This window comes from Micromonospora sp. WMMD712 (genome assembly GCF_029581295.1).
Taxonomy (GTDB): Bacteria; Actinomycetota; Actinomycetes; order Mycobacteriales; family Micromonosporaceae; genus Micromonospora; species Micromonospora carbonacea.
The window spans coordinates 3585581-3609976 of record NZ_CP120743.1 but is presented as its reverse complement, the minus strand read 5'-3'; the positions used below and the strand labels follow the sequence as shown (position 1 = coordinate 3609976).

Below are 24396 nucleotides of genomic sequence, written 5' to 3'. Positions count from 1 at the left end.
CGACCCGCCCCGGCCGGCCTGCCCCGACGGGGCCGTACCGGCCCGGGTCCTGCCGTTTCCGGCCCCGGTTGGCACCTTGGGGTGGATTGCGCCCATCCGTTCTCACGATGCGTGACGGCCCGACCATAGGGCAGCATGTACCCGTCGTCACGGGGGCGGAGGTTCGACGTATGACGTCAGGGGTCCACCTCCCGAGCGGTTGGGTGACCTTCGTGTTCACCGACATCGAAGGTTCGACGCGCCTGGCCCAGTTGCTCGGTCCCGGGTACCGTCCGGTGCTGCGGGAGCATCGCAGGCTGCTGCGGGACACCCTGGCCCGCACCGACGGCGCGGAGCTGCTCACCGAGGGCGACTCGTTCTTCATCGCCTTCCCCGACGCGGGTGCCGCGCTCACCGCCTGCCTCACCGCGCAGCGCGCGCTCGCGACGCACGACTGGCCGGCCCCGGAGGCCGCGCCCCGCGTCCGGATGGGCCTGCACACGGGCTGGGCGGAGCCCCGCGACGGCGAGTACGCCAGCCACGAGGTGCACCGGGCCGCCCGGGTGGCCGCCGCCGCCCACGGCGGGCAGGTGCTCTGCTCGGCGGCCACCGCGCGGCTCGCCTCCCCGCTGCCGGCGGGGGCGTCCCTGCTGGACCTCGGCCTGCACCGGCTGCGTGGCTTCGACGACCGGGAACGGCTGTTCCAGCTGATCGCGCCCGGCCTGGAGCGGCAGTTCCCCCGCCCGCGCACCGCCGACGCGGTGGCGCACAACCTGCCGACCCAGGTCACCTCGTTCGTCGGCCGGGAGACGGAGCGGGCGGAGCTGCGCCGGCTGACCGCCGGGCACCGGCTGGTGACCGTCCTCGGCGCCGGCGGGGCCGGCAAGACCCGGCTCGCCGTCGAGCTGGCGGCCGGCATGGTGGAGGAATATCCGGACGGCGTCTGGTTCGTCGACATCGCCACGGTGACCGACCCGGGGCTGGTGGCGTTCGCGGTCGCCGCCGTGCTCGGGCTGCGTCCGGAGCCCGGCCGCCGGATGGTCGACACCCTCGTCGAGTACGCCGCGGCCCGTCGGATGCTGATCCTGCTGGACACCTGCGACGCCCAGCCGGCCGCCTGCGCCGAGCTGATCTCCCTGCTGCTCGCCGGCGGGGGCGGGGTCCGGGTGCTGGCCACCAGCCGCGAGTCGTTCGGCCTGCCCGGCGAGGTGGTGTGGCGGATCCCGCCGCTGTCCGTGGAGCCCCGGCCGGGCGGCGCGGAGAGCGACGCGGTGGCGCTGCTGCTGGCCCGCACGGCGGCGGCCCGGGGCGGCCGGGAGCCGGCCCCGGTCGAGTCGGCCGACCTGCGGCGGGTGGTACGCCAGCTCGACGGGCTGCCGCTCGCCATCGAGCTGGCCGCCGCCCGGCTGCGGGTGCTCTCCGTCGGGCAGCTCGCCGAGCGCCTCGACGACGTGCTCGGGACCCTCGACGCCGGCCGGGACGCCGCCCCGCAGCCGCCCCGGGACGAACCCGGCTGGACGGGCAACCAGCAGGACACCGTCGACCTGGTGGCGGCGTCCCGGGGCAACGCCCCGCCCACCCCGGCGACCCGTGCCGTGCAGCGGTCGGCCGCCGAGCGGCACCTCACCATGCAGGCCACCGTCACGTGGTCGTACCGGACGCTCGGGCCCCGGGCGGCCCGGCTGCTGCGCTGGCTGGCGGTCTTCGCCGGCCCGGTGGACCTGCCGACGGTGGAGTGGCTGCTCGACGACGACCCGCTGGACCCGCTGTCGGTGCTGGTGGACAAGTCGATGATCCTGGCCGAGCCGCACGCGTCGGGCAGCACGTACCGGATGCTCGACCCGATCCGGGCGTACGCGGCGCGGCGGCTGGCCCAGGCGGGCGAGGAGCGGGCGGCCCGGGACCGGCACCTGGCCTGGTCGACGCGCGCCCTGCGGCGGGCCCACCTCGGGCCGGACGGCCGGCCGGCGACCCTGTCCCTGTACGCCCTCGACCCGCTCGCCGGCGAGGTGCGCGCCGCGCTGCGCTGGTGCACGACCGGCGGCAGCGCGCGGGACGGGCTGCGCCTGGCCGGGGGCCTGGACCAGTGGTGGCGGGAGCGCGGGCTGGCCCGGGAGGGACGGCTCTGGCTGTTCCGGCTCTACGGCCGGATGGCCGAGACCGGGGAGCACGTGCCGGACGCCGAGCTGGCCGCCGCGTACTACATGCACTCGCTGCACGCCGGCGCGGACGGCGAGTTCGCGGAGGAGCTGCGCTACTCGCAGCAGGCCGAGGCGGCGGCCCGGCGGGCCGGCGACGCCGGGCTGCTGGCCCGGGTGCTGGCCGGGCGGGCCGCCCCGCTGGTCGACATGGGGCAGTTCGCCGACGCCGAGCGGGCCTGCCGGGAGGTCATCGCCTGGGCGCACGAGCGGGAGGTGGCGGGGGACGCCCTGTTCGCGGTGCTCAGCCTCGCCGAGCTGCTCTGGCGGCGCGGCGCGCTGGCGGAGGCCGCGGAGCTGCTCGGCGCGGCCCGCCCGGTCGAGGCGGCCCGCCCGGCGGACCGGGGGCGTCGGTCGGTGGACATGCTGCTCGGCATGGTGGCGCTGGCCCGGGGCGACCTGGTGGCCGCACACGAGCACCTGCTCGTGGCGTTGCGGTCCCGGATGAGCCACGGCTTCCACCGCCGGGCCTGCGACACGCTGCACGCGATCGCGGTGCGCTGCGCGGCCGGCGGCGACCCGCTGACCGCCGCCCGGCTCTTCGGCGCGGCGCAGGCGACCCGGGAGAGCCTGCGGTCGGCCCCGGGCATCTACGGGGCGTACTGGCTGGAACGGCAGGCCGCGCTGCGCCGGGAGATGGGCGACGTGGCCTTCGACGAGGCGTACGCGCAGGGGAGCGAGCTGCGCCTGGAGGAGGCGGCGGCGCTGGCCCTGGCGGTGGAGCACCCCGACCTGGGGGTGGACTCGACCCGCTTCGCGGCCACCGGGCTGCCGACGCCCGCCCCCGCGCACCCCGCCGAGGGCTGCTGTTAGGAGGGGACCCCTGCTATGCAGAATGCGTTGACAGGGGGCCCTTCCTTGCGGCTCAGCGCTCGGCGGCCGCCTTCATGCGGGCGGCGCGGTCGATGTCGGCCTGCCGGACCGCCGCGAGGGAACCGAAGATGCTGACCGCCTCGTAGTAGGTCCACGCGAGGCTGTAGCAGGCCGGCCGGACCACCGAGCTGTAGGTGGCGCAGACCCGCTTGAGGTCCTCGTAGAAGGCGCTGTCCACCCGGGCCTTGTTGGCCGGGAACTGCCCCATCTCCTTGTAGTTGCGGTAGCCGAAGTCGTGCCGGTGGCACGAGAGCTTGAAGTTGAACCCGAGCGGGTTGTCCGGGCTGGACGAGCAGTAGTCGGTGGACCAGTTGAAGGCGTACTCGGCCCAGGCGGACTGGTCCTGTCGGGCCGAGTTCCAGCTGGTGTAGCTGCTGGCGCTGGTCTGCGTCCAGCTCGACAGCACGCCGAGCTTCTGGCTGGTGCTGACGGCGGCGGCTGCGGGGGAGGCGGCCGCGAGCGCCGCGAGCAGGGCGAGCGCGCCGGAGGCGAGGAGGGTGGCGAGGCGTCTGGGCACGGGGGACCTCCGCGGGGGTGTGCGGTGTGGCTGGTTACCGGCGGGTCACCGGATTCGACAAGTGTCGATCAAACCGCGAAGCGTCGAGTACGTCATAAACCAACATCTGGTGACATCAGTTGAAACAGACGAATGCCCCGGACGCTGGGGCGCCCGGGGCACTCGTCCGTGCCGCCAGTCCTCAGCGCACGAAGCGCGGCGGGCTGACGGGGCTCTCGTTCCACAGCCGGTCCAGCGCCGTCACGTGGTACGTGTACCGCGCGCCGGCCGCGGCCGTGCCGTCCACCCAGGACTGCGTCGCGCCCGGGGTGGCCCGTACGGTGCCGACCAGGTGGGACGCGTCGGCGAAGCCGCACGCCCCGGCCGGGCCGGTCCCGTCGAACCGGTAGACCGCGTACGACGCGGCCCGGCCCAGCGGGCCCACGCCGTCGGCCGGCTGCCGCCAGCTCAACCGCACCCCGTCGGCCTGCCGCTGCGCGCCGGTGACCACCGGGGGCAGCAGCGGCCTCGCCGGCAGGTGCGGCATCGCCGGGACCAGGGCGGGGCGGGAGTAGTGCTCGGCGGCGTAGAGGTCGGTCGCCCCGAGCCGGTTCGCCCGCACCTGCACGGCCGAGAAGTGCACGTTGCCCAGCACCTCCGGGTACGCCCGGTTGAGCGTCAGGTGGTCGGACAGCTCGCGCGGGTTCTGCCAGTACGACCCGTACGCCGGGTCGCCGCTCTTGTAGTCGGCCTGGCCGACGTAGAGCTGCACGCGGGTGCCGCGCACCGTCTCGGCCCACCACGGCACCAGCCGGGCGTAGTCGGCCGCCGGGTACTGGCCGATGTACCAGTAGAGCTGCGGCACGATGTAGTCGATCCACTCCTGCTTGACCCACTTGCGGGTGTCGGCGGAGATGATGTCGTACGACTGGCTGCCGGTGGTGTCCGAGCCGTTCGGGTCGGCCGACGCGTTGCGCCAGATGCCGAACGGGCTGACCCCGAACTTCACCCACGGCTTCGCCGCCTTGATCCTGCCGTTCATCTCCTGGATCAGCAGGTCGATGTTGTCCCGCCGCCAGTCGGCCCGGTCGGTGAAGCCCCGGTTGTACGCCGCGAAGGTGGCGTCGTCGGGCACCTGGTAGCTGCCGCTGGGGTAGGGGTAGAAGTAGTCGTCGAAGTGCACGCCGTCGATGTCGTAGCGGGTGACGGCGTCCATCATGGCGGTCTGGACGAACTCGCGGACCGCCGGGACGCCGGGGTCGTAGTAGAGCCGGCTGCCGGCGACGCCGGCCGGCGGGTAGGCGAACGTCCACTCGGGGTGCTGGCGGGCCGGGTGGTCGGGCGCGAGCTGGGTGAGGTCGGCGCCCGCGCCGCCGGGGGCCGGCATGGAGATCCGGTACGGGTTGAACCAGGCGTGGAACTCCAGGTTGCGCCTGTGCGCCTCGTCGACGAGGAACGCCAGCGGGTCCCAGCCCGGGTCCTGCCCGCGCACCCCGGTCAGGTACTCCGACCACGGCTCGTACGGCGACGGCCAGAACGCGTCGGCGGTGGGCCGGACCTGCACGACGACCGCGTTGTGGTGCAGCCGCTGCGCCAGGTCGAGCCAGCCCAGGTATTCGGCCCGCTGGGCGGCGATGCGGTCCGGGGCGGTCTGCGACGCCTTGGTCGGCCAGTCGATGTTGACCACCGACGAGATCCACATGGCCCGGAACTGCCGCTTCGGGGTGGCCGGGTCGGTGGCGCAGGTGACGCCGCCGGGGGCGGCCTGCGCCGTGGCCCCGGACGGCGTCGCCGCTGCGGCGGTGCTGGCGTGTGCCGCCGCTGCGGCGGTGCTGGCGTGTGCCGCCGCTGCGGCGGTGGGTGCGGCGGCGACGAGCGCGCCGAGCAGGGCCACGGCCAGCCCGGCGGCCCTGAGCCGAGTTGCCTTCATCCGGTGCGTCCCTTCGGTGGGCTCGGCGGGCGGGCGCGATGCCTGCTGCGGCAAGAACCGCCGCAGCGAATCTGACCCTGGTAGGAAATTTTCACATCGGGCGGGCCGGCGCAAGACCCCCGCCCGGATCGGCGCCCGCCCGGAGTGGAACGCCGCCGGGGCGCGCGGCGGACCGTGACCGTATCGACACCCAAAGTCGTGATTCGCGGACCGCCGCGCTGGGTAGCTTCGCCGGTCACCGGCCGCCACGGTGGTGGTCGCACGGTGGGAGGGGTGAGCGCGGTGTCGGTGCTGCGTACCAAACCGATCAAGGACGTGATAGCCCAGGGCGAGGCGGACGGTGAGGGCGGCGGCCCCGGCCTCAAGCGTCGACTCGGCGCGCGTGACCTCACCGGCTTCGGCATCGGCATCGTCATCGGCACCGGGATCTTCACGCTCACCGGCATCGAGGCCCGCGACAGCGCCGGTCCCGGCGTGGTGATCTCCTTCGCCATCGCCGGCGTGGTCGCGCTGCTCGCCGCCCTCTGCTACGCCGAGCTGGCCTCCAGCGTGCCGACCGCCGGCAGCGCCTACACCTACGCCTACGCGACGATGGGCGAGATCGTCGCCTGGATCATCGGCTGGGACCTGCTGCTGGAGTTCGCCCTCGGCGCGGCGGTGGTGGCCCGCGGCTGGTCCGGCTACCTCGCCGAGCTGCTCGGCCTGCCCACCGCCTGGTTCGGCGAGGAGGGCAGCATCGTCAACGTCGGCGCGATCGCCGTCGTGCTGCTGCTCGGCGTCGTGGCGATCGTCGGCATCCGCGAGTCCGCCCGGGTCACCAACCTGCTCGTGCTGGTCAAGGTGGCCATCTGCGTCTTCATCGTGGTCGCCGGCCTGTTCTTCGTGAAGGCCGCGAACCTCACCCCGTTCATCCCGCCGGCCGAGCCCGCCGGGGCCGGCGACGACGGGATCAAGCAGCCCGTCACCCAGGCGCTGTTCGGGCTGGAGCCGTCCGTGTTCGGGTTCGTCGGCGTCCTCAGCGCCGCCGCCGTGGTCTTCTTCGCGTACACCGGTTTCGAGGCCGTGGCCAACCTCGGCGAGGAGACCCGCCGGCCCAAGCGCGACCTCACCCTCGGCCTGCTCGGCACGCTGCTGATCTCCACCGTGCTCTACATCGGCGTCTCGCTGGTCGTCGTCGGCATGGTCCCCTACACCGAGATCGACCGGGGCGCGCCGATCGCGTCCGCCTTCAACGCGGTCGGGGCCGAGTGGGCCGGCATCCTCGTCTCCATCGCCGCCGTCGCCGGCCTGACCAGCGTCATCCTCGTGGACCTGGTGGCCATGGGCCGGATCGGCTTCGCCATCAGCCGCGACGGGCTGATCCCGCCGTCGGTGGCGAAGGTGCACCCGCGCTTCGGCACCCCGTACCGGATCTCGGCCGTCATGACGGTGGCCGTGGCGCTGCTCGCCGGCTTCCTGCCGCTGTCGGCCCTGGCCGACCTGGTCAGCATCGGCGCGCTCTGCGCGTTCGTGCTGGTCTCGGTGGCCGTGCCGATCCTGCGCCGCAAGCGCCCCGACCTGGAGCGGCCGTTCCGGGTGCCGTTCTCCCCGGTGCTGCCGATCGTCTCCGCGCTGGCCTGCCTCTACCTGATGCTCAACCTGTCGGTGGAGACCTGGATCCGGTTCCTGATCTGGATGGCGCTCGGCGGGATCGTCTACTTCGGCTACGGCTACCGCCGCAACCGCCTGGCGCGCAAGGAAGGGCCCCCTGTTAACGCCTGAGGTAGAGAAGGGTCCCCTTCTCACCCCCGCCGCCCGGCGCTACGCGGCGGCGGGGGCGAAGCGCAGCAGGTTCCAGGAGACCGCCGGCAGCAGCACCGCGCAGCGGCCCCCGTCGGTGGCGGGGGCCGCCAGCTCCCGGGGCGCGACCCGGTCGGGCTCGGCCTCGGTGTTGACGGCGTCCGGGTCGGCTGCGGCGGCGAGGGTGAGGTGGGCCGCCCCGGTCAGGGCGGGCAGGCCGCGCAGGTCCAGGTCGAGGGGGAGGTCGGCGGGGCCCCGGTTGACCGCGAGCACGGTCAGCGCGCCGGTCTCCTCGTCGTGCAGGGCCACGGTGTCCAGCACCGGGACGTCCCCGTAGCGCTTCGTGGCGTACGTCGGGCAGACCGGCTCGGTGCGCAGCACGGTGCCCCGGGCGTGGCGGGCGGTGAGGGCGAACGGGTGGAAGATGCTCTGCCGCCAGGCGGGACCGCCGGTGCGGGTGCGGATCGGGGCGATCACGTTGGCGAGCTGCGCCTGGCAGGCCACGCCGACCCGGTCGGCGTGCCGGAGCAGGGTGATCAGCAGGTCGCCGACCACCACCGCGTCGACGGCGGTGTAGTCGTCCTCGATGAGGGTGGGGGCCTCGACCCAGCCGCGCCGGTCCAGGTCGGCCTGGAGGCGGGACTGGTACCAGACGTTCCACTCGTCGAACGAGATCTTGAGCTTACGCCGGTGCCGCTGCTTCGCCGCCACGTGGTCGGCGGTGGCGACCACCTCCGCGATGAAGTGGTCCATGTCGACGGCCGAGGCCAGGATGCTGGCCCGGTCGCCGTCGGCGGGATCGTAGTAGGTGTGCGCGGAGATGTAGTCCACGTGCTCGTAGGTGTGCTCCAGCACCGTCGCCTCCCAGGAGGCGAAGGTCGGCATGCCCCGGCCGGAGCTGCCGCAGGCGACCAGGCTGACCGAGGGGTCGATCAGCTTCATCGCGCGGGCGGTCTCGGCGGCGAGCCGGCCGTACTCGTCGGCGGTCTTGTGCCCGACCTGCCACGGGCCGTCCAGCTCGTTGCCCAGGCACCACAGCCGCACCCCGTAGGGCTCGGGCGCGCCGTGGGCGCGGCGCAGGTCCGACAGCCGGGTGCCGCCGGGGTGGTTGGCGTATTCCAGCAGGTCGCAGGCCTCCTGCACGCCCCGGGTGCCGAGGTTGACGGCCATCATCGGCTCGACGCCGGCCGCCGTCGCCCAGGTCATGAACTCGTCGAGGCCGAAGGCGTTGGTCTCGATCGTCTTCCAGGCGAGGTCGAGCCGGCGGGGCCGGTCGGCGACGGGGCCGACGCCGTCCTCCCAGCGGTAGCCGGAGACGAAGTTGCCGCCGGGGTAGCGGACCACGGAGACGCCCAGCTCCCGGGTCAGCTCCAGCACGTCGCCGCGCAGGCCGTGCGGGTCGGCGGTGGGGTGGCCGGGCTCGTAGATCCCGCCGTAGACGCAGCGCCCCAGGTGCTCGACGAAGGACCCGAAGATCCGCCGGTCGGCCGGCCCGATCGCGAAGGCCGGGTCGATGGTCAGCTTCGCGGTCACCGGGAAATCCACCTTTCGTCGCCGTCCCGTCGGTTCTATAACGTTGTACTCAACGCTGTAAAGGGGCGGCGGAGCGCCCGTGGCACCCGGCGGGGAGGCGGCGGTGCGACACAGGCTGAAGGACGTGGCGGAGCGGGCCGGCGTCTCCGTCAAGACCGTCTCCAACGTCGTCAACGGCTACCAGCACGTGCGGCCCGACACCCGGGCCCGCGTCGAGCGGGCCATCGCCGAGCTGAACTACCGGCCCAACCTGTCGGCGCGCAACCTGCGTAAGGGGCGTACCGGGGTGATCGCCCTGGCCGGGCCTGAGCTGGACGTCCCCGCCTTCGCCGAGTTGGCCCGGCACGTCGTCACCGCCGCCGCCGAACGGGGCTGGACGGTCCTGGTCGACCGGGCCGGCGGCGGCCCCGCGCCGCCGGGGCGGGTCGCCGCCGGCATCGGCGACCACCTCGTCGACGGCCTGATCGTCGGCCCGTCGACGCCGACCGCCGGGCACCTCGCCGGCCGGGACGACGGCACCCCGGTGGTGCTGGTCGGCGGGCCCGGCGGCCCCGGCCCCGCCGACCACGTGGCGACCGACGACGCGGCCGCCGCCCGCGCGGCCACCGCCCACCTGATCTCCCTCGGCCGCCGCCGCGTCGCCGCGATCGGCGTGCGGCCCACCCCCGAGGTGGCCGCCGCCCGGCTCCGCCTCGCGGGCTACGCCGCCGCGCTCGCCGCGGCCGGCATCGCCCACGACGAGCGCCTCGTCGTGCCCGTGCCGGCCTGGCGTCGCGCCGACGGCGCGGCGGCCGTGCGGCACCTGCTCACCTCGGGGGTACGCCCCGACGCCGTCCTCTGCCTCACCGACACCCTCGCCCTCGGTGCCCTGCGGGCGCTGCACGAGGCCGGTCTGCGGGTCCCCGGCGACGTGGCGGTGGCCGGCTTCGACGACATCGAGGACGGGCGCTTCTCCGTCCCCACCCTCACCACCGTCGCCGCCGACAGGGAACGCGTCGCGCGGCTGGCCGTCGCGCTGCTGGCCGACCGGATCGACGGGGACCGGAGCGCCCCGCCGCGCACGCTCACCGTCCCCTGCCGGCTCGAACCGCGGGAGAGCACGCTCGGCCGCTGACCCCGCCCCGGGCGTCGGTTCGTCCACATGCGACAGTCGTGCCACGGGCTGCCGCCGAACGGCGGATGGGCGCGGTGACGGCGGGTCGCGATGATGTGGCGGCACGTGGGGACGAGCAGACCAAACTGGGGGCGAGATGAGCACCGATTCGAGCTGGGGCGACTACCTGTCCGCTGACACCGCCGGCACGGACGCCGGCATCGCCACCTTCGATCAGCCGGTGGTCGAGCCGGTCGCGGTCGAGCCGGTGCTGCCCGAGCCGGTGGTGGACGTCGTCGAGAGCGAGCTGGCCGGCGCGGCCGCCGACCAGGACTGGTCGGCCTGGCACGCCGACAGCGGCGACCAGTGGGCCGACTCGGCGCAGGACTGGGTCGACTACGCCAACGAGAACCTGGCCGCCGGCAACACCGACATCGCCGCCAGCGCCTTCGACACCGCGGCGAACCACGCCGACCTGGCCGACGGCAACTACGACGTCTCGTTCGACTACGCCGCCCAGGCCGGCACCCACCTGGACACCGCCGTCGCGGAGGTCGCCCCCTACGACACGTACGACGCGGGCACGGGCTTCGACGCAGGGGCGGGCTTCGACGCCGGCACGAGCTTCGACATCGCGGAATGAGCTGGGCCGCCGACAACGACCCCGGCAGCCGGCCGCAGCCGGCCGTGCTGGCCGCCGAGGCCGGCCGGCTCGCCGCCGGGGCGGAACGCCGGATCGCCGCCCCGGCGAGCGCGGTCCGGCAGCACCTGCTCCGCGCCGTCCGGGACCTCGGCTTCGACCTGCGCGCCGAGCAGCTCAGCCTGCTGGAGGCGGTCCGCGGGTCGAAGCTCGGCGGGGTGACCCTCTCCGCCGCCCGGGTGCCCGTCTTCCTCCGGATCGGTCTCGAAGCCGACGCGGCCGGGACCCGGGTCACCGTCCTGCTGGCCGACCGCTGGGTGGGCAAGGTGGGCCGGAACTGGGGCCTGACCTCCGTCTACGTCGAGCTGTTCGGGTCCGTCCTCAGCGCCGTCGACGGCGTGCTGGGCCGGCTCGACCCGGCCGCCGCCGCCACGTTCGCGCCCTGGTGGCGGCAGACCGGCCCCGGCGACGTGGCGATCATGCAGAACGCGGCCGGCATCGCCAACCGGGCGGGAGCGGTGCTGTCCCGGCACGCCTCCCGCCTGCTCGAAGGGGACGCCGCCACCCCGCGCCGGGCGTCGGTCAGCCGCGCCGGCACCGAGACGTTCGCCTTCGAGACGCCGCAGGCCGTCGCGGAGGTGCCGGCCGAACTGGCCGACGGCATGCTGATGGTCGGCACCCTGGTGGCCAGCCGCCCCGACGGGATGCCACCCCACCTGGTGGCGCAGGTGCGGTCACTGGTGGTCCGGATCGAGGAGCACCTCGCCGCGGTCGCCGGCACCGCCGGGGCGGCCCCGGCCGCCCGGTTCACCGTCGACCCGGCGGACGTGCCGGTGGTGACCTTCCTGCACCAGCAGGCCCGGATCCGGGGCATGCTCCCGGTGCGGACCCTGCGTACCTGCACCACCTGCCGGCTGGAGAAGGTCACCAACCCCGACCTGGAACGGTTGCAGGAACGCACCCGCCGGACCCGGGACCTGGCGAGCAGCATCAGCGCGGTGGTCACCCCGTACGTGCTGGCCGGACGGCTGGTGCAGCTCAACGGCAAGGGGCCCAGCTTCGCCTGCCCGCGCTGTCAGGGCATGGACGCCGACGAGACGGTGGTGACGTACTGCCAGCGGTGCGGCGACCGGCGGGCCGAGACGGCCCTGCGGACCTGCCCGAAGTGCCAGTTCGACTTCCGCAGCCTGCTCGCCGGCGACAAGCCCTGGCAGCCGCGCGCGACGCAACCGACGGGCGTGGCCGCCGCCCCGGAGCCCGTGCTGCCGCCCGCGACCGCCGCCCCGGCCCCGCCGGCCCCCGGTCCGCCCCGACGGGTGGATCCGGAGGCGGAGCAGTGGCCACGCCCACCGGGGTACGCGCCCGGCTGACCGGCGTCGGCCCGGCGGGGCCGGGGCACCCGGGCCGGGCCGACGCCCCCGTGTCAGGCGAAGAAGCGGGCCAGGTGCGGCTGCTCCGGCGCCGGGTCGTCCGCGCCCAGTGGGGTGAGGTCGGCGAAGATGCTGGCGCCGTCGCAGCCCACGTGCAGGGGAAACCAGCGCGGGGTGCCCGGCGGGCGTTGCAGGCAGATCCCCTTGACCGTCTGCACGTCCAGCAGCCGCACGTGGGTCGGGTCGGCCACCGCGTTCACGTGCCCCCACCAGGGGCTCATCACGTGCAGCACCCCACCCGGGCGCAGCACCCGGTGACACTCGTCCACCAGCGGCAGGAAGTCGATCAGGTGCTCCAGGATGTGCACCGCGAACAGCACGTCCACGGAGTCGTCGGCCAGCGGCAGCGACCCGGACAGGTCGGCCACCGCGTCCACCCCCGGGGCCGGGTAGATGTCCAGCCCCAGGTTCTGCGGATACTGCTTGGTGCCGCCGCAGCCCAGGTCCACCACGACCGGGTCGCGGCCGGCGACCCGCACCCGGCACCAGACGCCGAACACCCCGGCGAGCCGGCCGACCAGGCCCCGCACCAGGCGCAACTGCGCGGCGTCGGCGACCTCCCCGGTCAGGTGGGCCACCCCCCGGTCGAAGCGCACCCGCACCGCCACGTCACGCAGCCGGGCGTCGTGGGCGGCCTGATCCGCCCACGCCTCGGCGAGGAACTCGTCGACCGCCCGCAGCCGGTCGGCCGAGGGCGCGGTCAGGACCGTCGCGACCATGGGCCACCTCCGGTGCGCCCGTACCCGGCTGGGCGGGCGATATGCCCCGGCCGGGCGGGATCCCCCGAAGGGGGACGAGCCGTCAGCCGGTGATCCGCCGGCTGCCCCGCCCCGCGCCCCGGATCCGTTGCCGGGGCGGCGCGACGGCCGTCTTGGGCCGCTTGAGGTGGTAACGGTGCAGCTCGCTGCTGCCCGGCTGCGACGGGTCCTCGCTCATCCCGACCAGCTCCCAGCCCTGGTCGCCGGCCCGGTTCAGGTGCGCCAGCGCCGTGTCGCCGTACGGGGTGACGTCGACCATCGAGCCGTCCGGGCCGTACCAGATGAACACCAGCTCCCAGCCGACGTCCGTGCTGGCCGCCTGGCGGCGTCGGACCAACAGCGCGTACTCCCACTTGAGCATGGAGTCATTGTCACCCCGCCGGCCCCGGTCGGCACGCCGTCGGACCTGGCGATCCGCCCCGCGGCGGGGCGGCGCGACCCGCCCGCCGTCAGTCCTCGGCGACCCGGCCGGCGTCCACCCGCACCCGGCGGTTGACGGCCACCGCGTCCAGCATCCGCCGGTCGTGCGTCACCAGCAGCAGCGTCCCCGGGTAGCTGGCCAGCGCCGACTCCAACTGCTCGATGGCCGCCAGGTCCAGGTGGTTCGTCGGCTCGTCGAGCACCAGCAGGTTCACCCCGCGCCCCTGCAACAGCGCCAGCGCCGCCCGGGTCCGCTCGCCCGGCGACAGCGACGCCGCCGTCCGCAGCACGTGGTCGGCCCGCAGGCCGAACTTGGCCAGCAGCGTCCGCGCGTCCGCCGGGGACAGCTCCGGTACGGCCAGCCGGAACGCGTCCAGCAGCGGCTGCTCGCCGAGGAACAGCCCCCGGGCCTGGTCGACCTCGCCGACCACCACCCCGGGGCCCAGCGAGGCGTGGCCGGCGTCCAGCGGCAGCCGCCCCAGCAGCGCGGCGAGCAGCGTCGTCTTGCCGGACCCGTTCGCCCCGGTGATCGCCACCCGGTCGGCCCAGTCGATCTGGAGGGTCACCGGGCCGAGGGTGAAGCTTCCCCGGCGTACCACGGCGTCGCGCAGCGCGGCCACGACGGCGCCGGCGCGGGGCGCGGCGGCGATCTCCATCCGCAGCTCCCACTCCTTGCGCGGCTCCTCGACCACCTCCAGCCGCTCGATCAGCCGGTCCGTCTGCCGGGCCTTCGCCGCCTGCTTCTCCGACGTCTCCCCCCGGTGGTGCTTCACGTGCTTGTCGCCGTCGGTGGCCTTGCGGCGGGCGTTGCGCACGCCCTTCTCCATCCACGCCCGCTGGGTGCGGGCGCGCGCCTCCAGGGCGGCCCGGGTGTCGGCGTACTCCTCGAACTCGGCGCGGGCGTGCCGGCGGGCCACCTCCCGCTCCTCCAGGTACGCCGCGTAACCGCCGCCGTAGTGCCGGACGAGCTGCTGGTGCAGGTCCAGCTCCAGCACCCGGGTCACCGTGCGGGTCAGGAACTCGCGGTCGTGGCTGACCAGCACCGTCCCGGCGCGCAGCCCGGTGACGAAGCCCTCCAGCCGGTCCAGCCCGGCCAGGTCCAGGTCGTTGGTGGGCTCGTCGAGCAGGAACACGTCGTAGCGGCTGAGCAGCAGCGAGGCCAGCCCGGCGCGGGCCGCCTGGCCGCCCGACAGGGCCGTCATCGGATGGTCCAGGTCGACGGTGAGCCCCAGCTCGGCGGCCACCTGCTCGGCGCGCTCCTCCAGGTCCGCCCCGCCCAGGCCCAGCCAGCGCTCCAGCGCCTCGGCGTACGCGTCGTCGGACCCGGCCGACCCGGCCGTCAGCGCCTCGGTCGCCGCGTCCAGGGCCGCCTGGGCGGCCGTCACCCCCGTCCGGCGGGCCAGGAAGTCCCGTACCGTCTCCCCGGGTCGGCGCTCCGGCTCCTGCGGCAGGTGCCCGACGGTCGCGGTGGGCGGGCTCAGCGTGACGCTGCCGGCCTCGACGGGCAGCAACCCCGCGAGGGTACGCAGCAGCGTCGACTTGCCCGCCCCGTTCACCCCGACCAGGCCGACCACGTCGCCCGGGGCGACCACCAGGTCCAGCCCGGAGAAGAGCAGCCGCTCGCCGTGCCCGGCCGCGAGATCCTTGACCACCAGTGTCGCGCTCATCAGCACCCGAGCCTATCCACCGCGCTGCGCGCGTAAGGAAGGGCACCCTGTTAACGCCTTTTGTATAGGAAGGGCCCCTTCCTAACACCTCGCCCGGTCGCAACTTCCTGTGGCGGAACACTCGCGGTCCGGCCGGTGTTGTGCCAGCGTCGGATCAGGTGCCGGCGCGAGACGAGGAGGTGGGTCGATGGACCTTCTGGCGGACTACCGACGGGCGACCATGTTCTTCGAGATGGGTGACGCGTCCGGGGCGGTGCGGCTGCTGGAGCCGATCGTCGAGGCCGAGCCCGGCAACTCCGCGGTGCGGCAGTTGCTGGCCCGCGCCTACTTCCAGACGGCGCAGCTCAACCGCGCCGAGGAGCAGCTGCGCGAGCTGGTCGACCGCGACCCGAGCGACCACTACGCGCACCACGTGCTGGGCCGGACGCTGGAGCGGATGAACCGCCCGGCGGACGCGCTGCGGCACCTGCGCATCGCCGCCGCGATGTACTCGACGAACACCGACTACACGACCGCGCTGCGCCGGGTGGAGAACCGGGTCAGCGGCGGTCACTGACCGCGCCGCCGGGGGAGGGGAGAACGCGCCCTTCCCCGGCGCGCACCACAGGTTGCCGTGACTCTTCGTAACTGCTACCTGGCCTCGCCCCGCATCTCGTTCCCCTTTGCTCTGCACCCACCGACGCACACCCCTTGCTGAACTGGGCATTTGCGGGGCTGGGGGCGAGGAGCTGGACATGGCGGTGCTCGCGTTCAGTTGCTGTTGCGCGCGTGGGTGCAGAGCAAAGGGCATGCTGGCGGTGGTGTCGCAGGGGTGAACCGCTCGCGTGGTGTCCCGCCGTGCCGCGGGCCTACCATGGGCTGCCATGGGAGTCGCGCAGGTGGTGGAGGCGGAATGAAGCTCAAGCTGGACCTGCACGACATCTTCAACAAGGGCCACGACATCGACCGGGCCCTGCGGGGGATCATGGACGAGGCGGTGGCGAAGAAGGCCACCCTCGTCGAGATCATCCCCGGCAAGGGCTCCGGCCAGCTCAAGAAGCGGGTGCTGCGGTTCCTCGACCAGAAGGACGTCAAGCAGCTCTACCACCGGGTGGAGAAGGACTCGAAGAACTTCGGCCGCCTCTTCGTCCACTTCCGCTGGAAATAAGGACCTTTGTCTCTGCTGGTCCTCGACGTGACCCTTGCCTGCTGAAATGCCTTCCACCGGCTGCTGCCATTGCTTGCTCTTGGTCGTGCCGGATCTGTGTGATGTGGTCGTGGTGGGTCGCGTCTGCCACCGATCAACGGCCAGCGTTCGGCGCAAGGATCTTCATGCCGTCTCGCGCGGTCGGCCGCCAGCGCCATATGATGACGCTGTGGATGAGCATCCATCGATCTCGGATGAATCACGCGTAAGGTGTAGTTTTGGTTGGGTCCTGCTGTCACGGGGGCCACGGTTGCTGCACCGATTCCACCTTCAGCAGCCTGGCCGTTTGTTGTGCGGCCCGTCTATCGACGAGACTGCGATGACCTTTCTCGGCCACAAGCGTCCGGCCAAGACCCAGGATGTAAAGGCCTGCGGCAGATGCTCAGAGGAGATGGGTCGAATTCGCGCCGGACGAGCCACGATCTAGGTTAGTGACCCTGCCGAGGTCGACCGCCTCGACCGAGTGAGGGCTCGTGGGGGATCAGTCCACGCACTGCGCGGAGGGCTGCCGACGCTAGGTCGACGGCGTTAGCTGTAGCCCTGGGCAGATCGACAGGGAGAGGATCCGGGCGCACCTGTTGGGCGAGCTGGGCATCTCAACAGTGGCGCAGCGGGGGTAAGCGAGTTGCTTGTCTTTGGGTCTGGCGTGGTGCACGTTGGCGTTGCCTCAAACCTACCTGGGCATCTCGGAGGCATGTCGGAGCGATGTCATTCCGGTGCTCTGCAAAGGAGGGCGTGCCGGCTTTGCTAGTGAGAGTACTTTCGCTGGTGAATGTGCACGCTCTGCTCAGTGCCCTTGTACCAGCAGCCGCGAGTGGGGCATGAGATCCAGTTGCCCGCGCGCACGGCTTCGTCGATGACTGGCCGCCCTGGACCGTAGCCATGCTTGTGGAGTAGTTGCGCGACCTGGCTGCCGTAATTGGCGGCCAGGAGGGCGGCTTCGGCAATTTTGTCGTGTCCTTGAGAGAAGAACGAGCCAATACCCGTCTCCTTGCCGCAACCGCACCAGCAGGTGCCCGTAGGGATCAAACGCGGAAGATCGGCCGTAGTCACGCCACAAAGTATCGATTCCTTGGAATGGTCTCAAGACTTGATTCCAAGAGGGAAGGTAAGAAGTGCTTCCAAGGGTTTATGCGCCTGACCCTGCCGCAGGAGCGAGGGCCGGGACCGGGACGACATGAGGGGTTCGCCGGGGCCCGCCCGCGGAGGGATCAAGCCTGACCGCCCGGAGCGGGCGGGCCCCGGCGAACCCCACCGCAAACCCGGCGAACCCCAACCCCTACAGCGGGTACGTGCGGGCCACCGCAAGCATCTCCGAGCTGTGCGAGCCGACCACCCCGATGTCAGCCGGCCGGGGCCGGAACCCGGGGACGCCGTCCAGCCCGTCGCTGGCGTCCATCGCGCGCAGCGCCGCCGCCCTGGAGCCGCCGGCCAGCACGAGGGTGACCTCGATCCCCTCCGGCGGCGGGGCGTGGAACACGATCCCGAAGCCCCAGGGGGCGCCGGTGGCGCGTCCGCCGGGGATCGCCCGGCCGGCCACGACCGCCGACTCGACCTCGGTCGCGCCGTCGACGTGTAGGGTGAGCAGGCGTACCGGCCGCTGCGGGGTGACCCGCACCCGCACGGTCCGCTGCTCGACCGGGCCCGACCCCGAGGCGGCAGCGCTGTCGGCGATGACCTCCAGCTTCGGCGCGGGCAGGTTCGCCGCCTGCGCCGGCCCGGAGCGCAGCTCGGTGTCGCCGAGCCCGGGGAAGTCCGCGACCGACGCCGCGCCGCCGACGAACTGAGCCGTCCAGGGCTGGGGGTCGGTCTCGTGGCTGAGCCAGCGGGCCTGCCCGGTGCCGGCGTCGAGGGCGTACATCAGGTGGGTGGGCACGGGGTGGGCGGCGTCGAACCGGTCGACGGCGAGCCCGACCCCGGCGAACACCGCCGCCGCGAGCCCGGCGGCGACGGCCGGGAGCGCGCCGGCGCGGCGGGCGCGGGCGGCGACCAGGCCGCGCTGGCCGCCGGCCTCGGGGTGCAGCAGGTCCACCACGGGCAGCGCGGCCAGCCCGAGCAGCACCGCGAACAGCGCGGCGACGCCGCCCATCGCCATGCCGAGCGCCGGGAACAGCAGGACCACGGTCGGCAGCAGGATCACCACGGCCACCGCCCCGGCCAGGGTCGTCGCGAGCACGGGCCACGGGCCGTCGATCCGCACGGCGAGCGCGGTCAGCCCGGCCGCCGCGCCGGCCAGGGCGGGCAGGGTCGTCAGGTACGCCCCGCCGGGCACCAGCACCGCGAGCGCGATGCCGAGTACGGCCAGCCAGCCCAGCCCGCCGATCGCGAGGGCGGCGGGGCCGACCCGGCGGCGGGTCAGGGCGTACCAGGTGAACAGGGTCGCGGCGGCGAGCGCCACCACGGCGAGCCGGTACCAGGTGGGCCGGTACGGGTCGAGCAGCTCGGCGTAGCCGGGCCGGACGGCGGTGACGCCCGCCCAGAGCAACTGCGCGCCCAGCGGCGCGACGACGATCGGCGCCAGGCCCAGCGCGAAGCCGGCGGCGAGCCGGCCGTACGTGGTGCGGCCCCGCCGCCGGGCGAGCCAGCCGAGCGCGAGCACGGCCAGCAGGGCGGCCACGGCCAGCGGCAGGACCAGCCAGCCGGGGTAGCGGGCCAGCCCGCCGGGGACGGGGAAGTAGGTGGCGTCGTGGCCGGCGTCGAGGGCCTTGAGGTCGGCGCGGCCGAACTCGCGGGCGAGGCCGAGCGCGTTGTCGCCGTGCTGCTGGAGGCTGGCCCGGTCCATCGCGGCCGGGGTGTCCAGCGGCGTGTGGTAGACCGCCCCGCCGTCGATGTAGGCGGAGTTGAGCCCGACGAAGCCGGCCCGGTCGAGGAACGCGGTGAAGTCCGTGTCGTTGGGCAGCGCCCGGTAGATCTCCACGGCGAAGGAGGTGCCGACGGGGTGCGGGGCGGCCCGGCCGAACACGTCGACGAGCTTCGCGTTGTCCCGGGACGTCTCGAACATGATCACCGGGCCGGTGGAGCCGCGCGCCTCCAGGTTGAGCACGACCCCGCCGTCGGCGGCGAGCGGGTGGTCGGCGGCGAAGGCCGACGCCCCGCACAGGCACGCCTCCTCGGCGTCGGTGAGCACGAACACGACGTCGTTGCGGGGGCGGGGGCCGGCGGCCAGCGCGCGGGCCACCTCCAGGATGGTGGAGGTGCCGGCGGCGTCGTCGTTGCCGCCTGGGCCGGACTGCACCGAGTCGTAGTGGGCGACCAGGAACACCTTGCCGGTGGGGTCGGTGCCGGGCAGCCGGGCGACGACGTTGCGGACCCGGGCCAGGGTCGACCCGGCGGCGGCACCGCTGAGCTGGCCGGCCTCCCGGGCGACGGCGTCCTGCACCGTGGTCTCCAGCCCGAGGCCGCGCAGCACGCCTTCGAGGTGGGCGCGGACCTGGTCGTTGGCCGGGCTGCCGGCCGGGTGCGGCCGGGCCGCGATCGTCTCCACGGTCCGGTACGCCCGCGCGGCGCTGAACTCGTCGGCGGGGGCGTCGGCGGGGCGCGGGGCGGGGGTGTCCAGGTCGTACGCGACGGTGCCGCCGACGGCGAGCAGGGCGGCGAGCGCGGCGAGGGCGGCGAGCGGGCGGCGGCGGGGCCGGGCCAGCGCCCGGTCGGCGGCGCGGGTGGGGGGCGGTGCGCCCACGGTGACTCCTCGGGGTGGGGCCGGGCCGGGCCTCGGGGTGGCGGGCCAGGGGTGGGCACCATCCTGCACCGCCGGTGCCCGCGGCGGGACTCCCCGGGGGCAGAGGTCGGTTCCCCTCGGGGCACTTGTTCTCTTTGTCCCCGACCGGGGCGGCCGCCGTCACCACCGAGGACGGCCGGCGGCGACCCGGCCGTGCCGGGCCCGTCGTGTTGTGTGGGAGCGTTGTCTAATACAGGATCAGCAGGGCACTCGGAAGGAGCCCGACATCACCAGCGATCTCCCGCGTCCCGGTGCGGTGACGCGGTCGCCCCGGGGGACCGGTCCCGCCGGTTCCTCCGTCGTGCCCCGGGCGTTCCCGGCCGGCGGCGGCCTGGGGCATCCGGTGCTGCCGCCCGGCGAGCGGCTGCGGGTGCTGCTGGTCGAGGACGACGAGGGCGACGCCTTCCTGGTCGGCGAGCTGCTCGCCGAGACCAACTCGTCGATCGACCTGCTGGTGGCGACCAGCCTGAGCGAGGCCCGGCAGCGGGTGATGGGCGTCGACTGCGTGCTGCTCGACCTCGGCCTGCCCGACGCGCAGGGGCTGGACGGGCTGCGTCAGGTGCTGGAGATGTCCAGCGGCGCCGCGGTCTGCGTGCTGACCGGGCGCTCCGACGAGCACCTGGGCATCGTCGCGGTCGCCGAGGGTGCGCAGGACTACCTGGTCAAGGGCCAGGTCGACGGGGTGCTGCTGACCCGGGCGCTGCGCTACGCGGTGGAGCGTAAGCGGGCCGACGAGAACGCCCGGCGGCTGCGCGAGGTGGAGCTGCGCCAGGCCGAGTCGGCCCGGCTGGAACGCGGCCTGCTGCCCCAGCCGCTGATGTCGACCGACGAGGTCGCGGTGCACACGTTCTACCGGCCCGGCCGGCACGCGGCGCTGATCGGCGGCGACTTCTACGACGTGGTGCAGACCCGCCCGGACCGGGTGGACCTGATCGTCGGCGACGTCTGCGGGCACGGCGTGGACGAGGCGGCGCTGGGGGTGGAGCTGCGGGTGGCGTGGCGGGCGCTCGTGCTGGCCGGGGTGCCCGACGACGAGGTGCTGCCGGCCCTGGAACAGGTGCTGATGAGCGAGCGCCGGCTCCAGGAGATCTTCGCCACCGTGGCCACCGCCCGGCTCGACCTGGCCGGCAACGCCGCCACGGTGCGCCTCGCGGGGCATCCGCCGCCGCTGCTGCTGTCCGGGGGTAAGGTCGCGCCCGTGCCGGCGCCGGGCGGCCTGCTGCTGGGCGTCCGTCCCCGCCGTCCCGTGGCCTTCGACCTGGAGTTCGACACCGATGACTGGTCCCTGTTGATGTACACCGACGGCCTGATCGAGGGGCGGGTCGGCGACGGCGACGAGCGGCTCGACGTCCCCGGCCTGACCGAGCTGCTCGGCGACCGGGACAATCTCGCCGTGCCGCTGGCCGAGCTGCCGGCGTGGCTGGTCGGGCGGGCCGAGCAGATCAACGGCGGCCCGCTCGCCGACGACGTCGCCATGCTCCTGGTCACCCGGGGCGGTGGCCGGTGACGGCAGGATTCGCCGGCTGGACCCTGCGCCGCCGGGTCGTCGCGCTGCTGGCCGTCGTGGGCGTGCTGCTGGGCGTGTCGGTGGCGGTCGAGATCGCCGTGGCCGCCAAGAACCGCGACTACACCCACTCGGTGCTCGACCGCACCGGCCCGCTGCGCGCCCAGTCGCAGGAGCTGCTCAGCGTGCTGGTCGACCAGGAGACCGCGATCCGGGGGTACGCGCTGACCGGCGACCGCCGGGACCTCGAACCGTACGTCCAGGGCGGGGAGCGCGAGCAGCAGCTCTACCGCAGCATGCGCGGCCTGATCGGCGTCTACCCGGCGCTGGGCCGCCAGCTTGACGGGGTCGAGGCGGAGGCCGGCCGGTGGCGCAGCACGGTCGCCGAGCCGGTGATCCGGACCACCGAGGAGCAGGGCACCACCGCCGGGCGGGCGCTGATCACGGAGGAGTCCCGGCAGCGCTTCGACGTCATCCGCACCTCGGTGAGCCAGCTCCAGGAGGGCATCCTCGTCGAGCGCGAGAAGGGCGCCGACAACATCTACCGCACCAGCAGCATGCTGGTGCTGCTGCTGGTCGGGGCGGCGATGGTGGTGGCGGTGGCCGGCGCGGTGCTGCTGATCTCGCTGGAGCGGATGGTGGTCCGGCCGCTGACGGGCCTGGCCGAGCAGGTCCGCGAGGTGGCCAAGGGCGACTTCCAGCACCGCATCACCGGGTCGGGTCCGCCGGAGTTCCTGCGGCTCGCCGACGACGTGGACGCGATGCGCCAGAAGATCGCCAAGGACCTGACCGAGGTCCGCCAGGCCCGGGAACGCATCGAGTGGGTCAACAGCCAGCTCCAGAAGCAGGCGGAGGAGCTGGTCCGGTCCAACCGCGACCTGGAGCAGTTCGCGTACGTCGCCTCGCACGACCTGCAGGAGCCGCTGCGCAAGGTGGCCAGCTTCTGCCAGCTCCTCCAGCGCCGCTACGCGGGGCAGCTCGACGAGCGCGCCGACCAGTACATCGCGTTCGCCGTGGACGGCGCGCAGCGGATGCAGCGGCTCATCAACGACCTGCTGGCGTTCTCCCGGATCGGGCGGCTCACCACGGGCTTCACCGAGGTCGACCTCAACGACGTGATGGGCGACGTGGCGGGGCAGACCGAGGCCGCCCGGCAGTACGCCGACGGCGAGCTGACCTGGGACGCGCTGCCGACGATTCGGGGCGAGGAGCCCCTGCTGACGAACCTGCTGGCCAACCTGGTCAGCAACTCGATCAAGTTCCGCCGCCCGGACGTGCCGCCGAGGGTGCACGTCTCCGCGCGGCTGGTGGGCGACGAGTGGGAGATCAGCTGCCAGGACAACGGCATCGGCATCGAGCCGGAGTTCGCGGACAAGATCTTCGTGATCTTCCAGCGGCTGCACTCCAAGGACGCGTACCCGGGCACCGGCATCGGGCTGGCGATCGTCAAGAAGATCGTCGAGTACCACGGCGGCCGGGTCTGGGTGGACACCGACACCGCCGAGGGCACCGCGATCCGGTTCACCCTCCCGGCGCTGCCCGAGGACGTGGCGGCCGCCGCGCGGGCCGCCGAGCAGCCGGCCGCCGACGACGCCACGGGTGACGACGCCACGGGCGACGCGGCGACGGGCGACGCGGCGACGGCGGACGACCCGGCGGCCGGTGGGTCGGCGGCGGACGACGCGGCGGGCGGCACCGACCCGGCGGCGGACGACGCGCCGGTCGGCGACGGCGGGGTGCGGGTGGAACTGCCCCGCCCACGCGGCGCGCGGGCGGAGGGGACCGGCGGGACCCCGGACAGCGACGGCACGAAGGAGGCGGTGGGATGACCGCGCCCGCGGACGGCAAGAGCCCGATCGAGGTCCTGCTGGTCGAGGACGATCCCGGGGACGTCCTGATGACCCAGGAGGCGTTCGAGGAGCACAAGCTCCGCAACCGGCTGACCGTCGTCTCCGACGGCGCGGAGGCCCTGGCCTACCTGCGCCGCGAGGGCAAGTACGCGGACGCGGTGACGCCGGACCTGATCCTGCTCGACCTGAACCTGCCCCGCCGGGACGGCCGGGAGGTGCTGGAGGAGATAAAGCAGGACGAGCAGCTCTGCCGCATCCCGGTGGTGGTGCTGACCACCTCCCAGGCCGACGAGGACATCCTGCGCAGCTACCAGCTGCACGCGAACGCGTACGTCACGAAGCCGGTCGACTTCGAGCGGTTCATCGCGGTGGTCCGGCAGATCGACGAGTTCTTCGTCAGCGTGGTGAAGTTGCCGCCGCGTGGCTGACCTCACCGACACCCTGACCGACGACGTCGCCGAGCTGCTGCACCGGGCGGCGACGGACGTCGTGCTGCCCCTGTTCCAGCAGCTCGACGACGCCGACGTGACGGAGAAGGCCCCCGGTGACCTGGTCACCGTCGCCGACCAGCGGGCCGAGGAGCTGATCAGCGCCGGGCTGCGCCGGCTGCGCCCCGGTTCCGTGGTGGTCGGCGAGGAGGCGGTCGCCGACGATCCGTCCCTGCTCGGGCACCTGCGCCCCGGCGGGGCCGGCGGCGGGCACCTGAGCGGCGGCGGCGACGTCTGGCTGGTCGACCCCGTCGACGGCACCGCCAACTTCGCCGCCGGCAGGCGTCCGTTCGCGCTGATGGTGGCGCTGCTGACCGGCGGGGAGCAGGTCGGCGCGTGGGTGCTGGACCCGCTGGGCGGGACCCTGGCCGTCGCCCGCGCGGGCCACGGCACGACGGTCAACGGCGCGCCGGTGCGCGTCGGCGACGCCGTGCCGCCGCCCGGCGAGCTGCGCGGCACGGCGATGACCCAGTTCCTGCCGCCGAAGCTGCGGCGGCGGGCCGAGGCCGGCGGGGAGCGCATCGGCGCGCTGCTGCCCGGCCAGCACTGCGCCGGTCGGGAATACCTCGACCTGCTCGTCGGCGAGCAGCAGTTCGTGCTCTTCTGGCGCACCCTGCCGTGGGACCACGCCCCCGGGGCGCTGCTGGTCCGCGAGGCCGGCGGGGTGGCCCGCCGGTTCGACGGCAGCGACTACCACCCGGCCGAGGACGCGTCGGGGCTGCTGGTCGCCGCGAACGAGCGGGTGTGGGCCGAGGCCCGCGAGGCATTGATCCTCGACTGACATCCGTGGGAGCATCCGGCGGGGCGTCCGCCGCCGCCCGGTCCGGTATCCTGACCGGCGGTCTCCGCCAGCG

General features: G+C 74.1%; 18 protein-coding genes and 1 pseudogene. 11 read left to right on the top strand and 8 right to left on the bottom strand.

Annotation, left to right across the window (positions count from 1 at the left end):
• Positions 1–170: 170 nt before the first annotated feature.
• Positions 171–2990, top strand: coding sequence for an adenylate/guanylate cyclase domain-containing protein (locus O7633_RS15455; RefSeq protein ID WP_282328278.1), 2820 nt, complete (start codon positions 171–173; stop codon positions 2988–2990).
• Positions 2991–3042: 52 nt separating this feature from the next.
• Here O7633_RS15455 and O7633_RS15450 read toward each other — a convergent pair whose 3' ends face one another.
• Together O7633_RS15450 and O7633_RS15445 are read right to left on the bottom strand one after the other, a co-directional pair.
• Positions 3043–3567 (bottom strand): phospholipase, encoded by a 525-nt coding sequence (locus O7633_RS15450; protein WP_282328277.1) that lies wholly within the window; start codon positions 3565–3567, stop codon positions 3043–3045.
• Positions 3568–3748: 181 nt separating this feature from the next.
• Positions 3749–5476: a family 10 glycosylhydrolase gene (locus O7633_RS15445; RefSeq protein ID WP_282328276.1), complete on the bottom strand. Its 1728-nt coding sequence runs from the start codon at positions 5474–5476 to the stop codon at positions 3749–3751.
• 282 nt (positions 5477–5758) lie between these two features.
• Here O7633_RS15445 and O7633_RS15440 point away from each other — a divergent pair, with 282 nt between their 5' ends.
• Positions 5759–7237, top strand: a complete 1479-nt coding sequence (locus O7633_RS15440) for an amino acid permease (RefSeq protein WP_348776337.1) — start codon at positions 5759–5761, stop codon at positions 7235–7237.
• A gap of 39 nt (positions 7238–7276) precedes the next feature.
• Here the strand turns inward: O7633_RS15440 and O7633_RS15435 are convergent, their stop codons facing one another.
• Positions 7277–8788 carry an alpha-N-arabinofuranosidase gene (locus O7633_RS15435; protein WP_282328274.1) on the bottom strand — a complete coding sequence of 504 codons (1512 nt, stop codon included), beginning with the start codon at positions 8786–8788 and terminating at the stop codon, positions 7277–7279.
• Positions 8789–8891: 103 nt separating this feature from the next.
• On the opposite strand from O7633_RS15435, the gene O7633_RS15430 reads away from it, so the two are divergent.
• The 3 genes from O7633_RS15430 (at position 8892) to O7633_RS15420 (ending at position 11891) form a co-directional block, all read left to right on the top strand.
• On the top strand, positions 8892–9902 hold the full coding sequence (locus tag O7633_RS15430) for a LacI family DNA-binding transcriptional regulator (RefSeq protein ID WP_282328273.1): 1011 nt from the start codon (positions 8892–8894) through the stop codon (positions 9900–9902).
• A gap of 136 nt (positions 9903–10038) precedes the next feature.
• Positions 10039–10524, top strand: coding sequence for a hypothetical protein (locus tag O7633_RS15425; protein WP_282328272.1), 486 nt, complete (start codon positions 10039–10041; stop codon positions 10522–10524).
• Entirely contained in the window at positions 10521–11891 is a 1371-nt protein-coding gene (locus O7633_RS15420) for a hypothetical protein (RefSeq protein ID WP_282328271.1), read from the top strand. Before O7633_RS15425 ends, O7633_RS15420 begins: the two co-directional genes overlap by 4 nt.
• Before the next feature lie 53 nt (positions 11892–11944).
• Here O7633_RS15420 and O7633_RS15415 read toward each other — a convergent pair whose 3' ends face one another.
• From O7633_RS15415 to O7633_RS15405, 3 genes and pseudogenes are all read right to left on the bottom strand, one after another.
• Positions 11945–12670 carry a methyltransferase domain-containing protein gene (locus O7633_RS15415; RefSeq protein ID WP_074472450.1) on the bottom strand — a complete coding sequence of 242 codons (726 nt, stop codon included), beginning with the start codon at positions 12668–12670 and terminating at the stop codon, positions 11945–11947.
• Positions 12671–12824: 154 nt separating this feature from the next.
• Positions 12825–13070: pseudogene (locus tag O7633_RS15410) on the bottom strand (hypothetical protein); the annotation flags it as partial.
• Between the two features lie 88 nt (positions 13071–13158).
• Positions 13159–14796, bottom strand: a complete 1638-nt coding sequence (locus O7633_RS15405; RefSeq protein WP_074472830.1) for an ABC-F family ATP-binding cassette domain-containing protein — start codon at positions 14794–14796, stop codon at positions 13159–13161.
• A 187-nt stretch (positions 14797–14983) separates the two neighbouring features.
• Here O7633_RS15405 and O7633_RS15400 point away from each other — a divergent pair, with 187 nt between their 5' ends.
• A complete protein-coding gene (locus O7633_RS15400; protein WP_043965357.1) occupies positions 14984–15352 on the top strand; it encodes a tetratricopeptide repeat protein in 369 nt (122 codons plus the stop codon).
• Positions 15353–15688: 336 nt separating this feature from the next.
• Positions 15689–15943, top strand: a complete 255-nt coding sequence (locus O7633_RS15395; protein ID WP_013736060.1) for a Smr/MutS family protein — start codon at positions 15689–15691, stop codon at positions 15941–15943.
• 786 nt (positions 15944–16729) lie between these two features.
• Here the strand turns inward: O7633_RS15395 and O7633_RS15390 are convergent.
• Both O7633_RS15390 and O7633_RS15385 read right to left on the bottom strand, forming a co-directional pair.
• Entirely contained in the window at positions 16730–17035 is a 306-nt protein-coding gene (locus O7633_RS15390) for a hypothetical protein (protein ID WP_282328270.1), read from the bottom strand.
• A gap of 226 nt (positions 17036–17261) precedes the next feature.
• Positions 17262–19661, bottom strand: a complete 2400-nt coding sequence (locus O7633_RS15385) for a M28 family peptidase (protein WP_282328269.1) — start codon at positions 19659–19661, stop codon at positions 17262–17264.
• A gap of 340 nt (positions 19662–20001) precedes the next feature.
• On the opposite strand from O7633_RS15385, the gene O7633_RS15380 reads away from it, so the two are divergent.
• From O7633_RS15380 to O7633_RS15365, 4 genes are read left to right on the top strand one after another with little or no spacing between them, the layout of a single operon-like run.
• The gene (locus O7633_RS15380; protein ID WP_278129467.1) at positions 20002–21207 is read left to right on the top strand and encodes a fused response regulator/phosphatase; all 1206 of its coding nucleotides are present in this window, start codon (positions 20002–20004) and stop codon (positions 21205–21207) included.
• Positions 21204–23033 carry a sensor histidine kinase gene (locus O7633_RS15375; RefSeq protein WP_282328268.1) on the top strand — a complete coding sequence of 610 codons (1830 nt, stop codon included), beginning with the start codon at positions 21204–21206 and terminating at the stop codon, positions 23031–23033. Before O7633_RS15380 ends, O7633_RS15375 begins: the two co-directional genes overlap by 4 nt.
• A complete protein-coding gene (locus tag O7633_RS15370) occupies positions 23030–23482 on the top strand; it encodes a response regulator (RefSeq protein WP_074472456.1) in 453 nt (150 codons plus the stop codon). Before O7633_RS15375 ends, O7633_RS15370 begins: the two co-directional genes overlap by 4 nt.
• On the top strand, positions 23475–24323 hold the full coding sequence (locus O7633_RS15365) for an inositol monophosphatase family protein (RefSeq protein WP_282328267.1): 849 nt from the start codon (positions 23475–23477) through the stop codon (positions 24321–24323). Before O7633_RS15370 ends, O7633_RS15365 begins: the two co-directional genes overlap by 8 nt.
• Positions 24324–24396 lie beyond the last annotated feature (73 nt).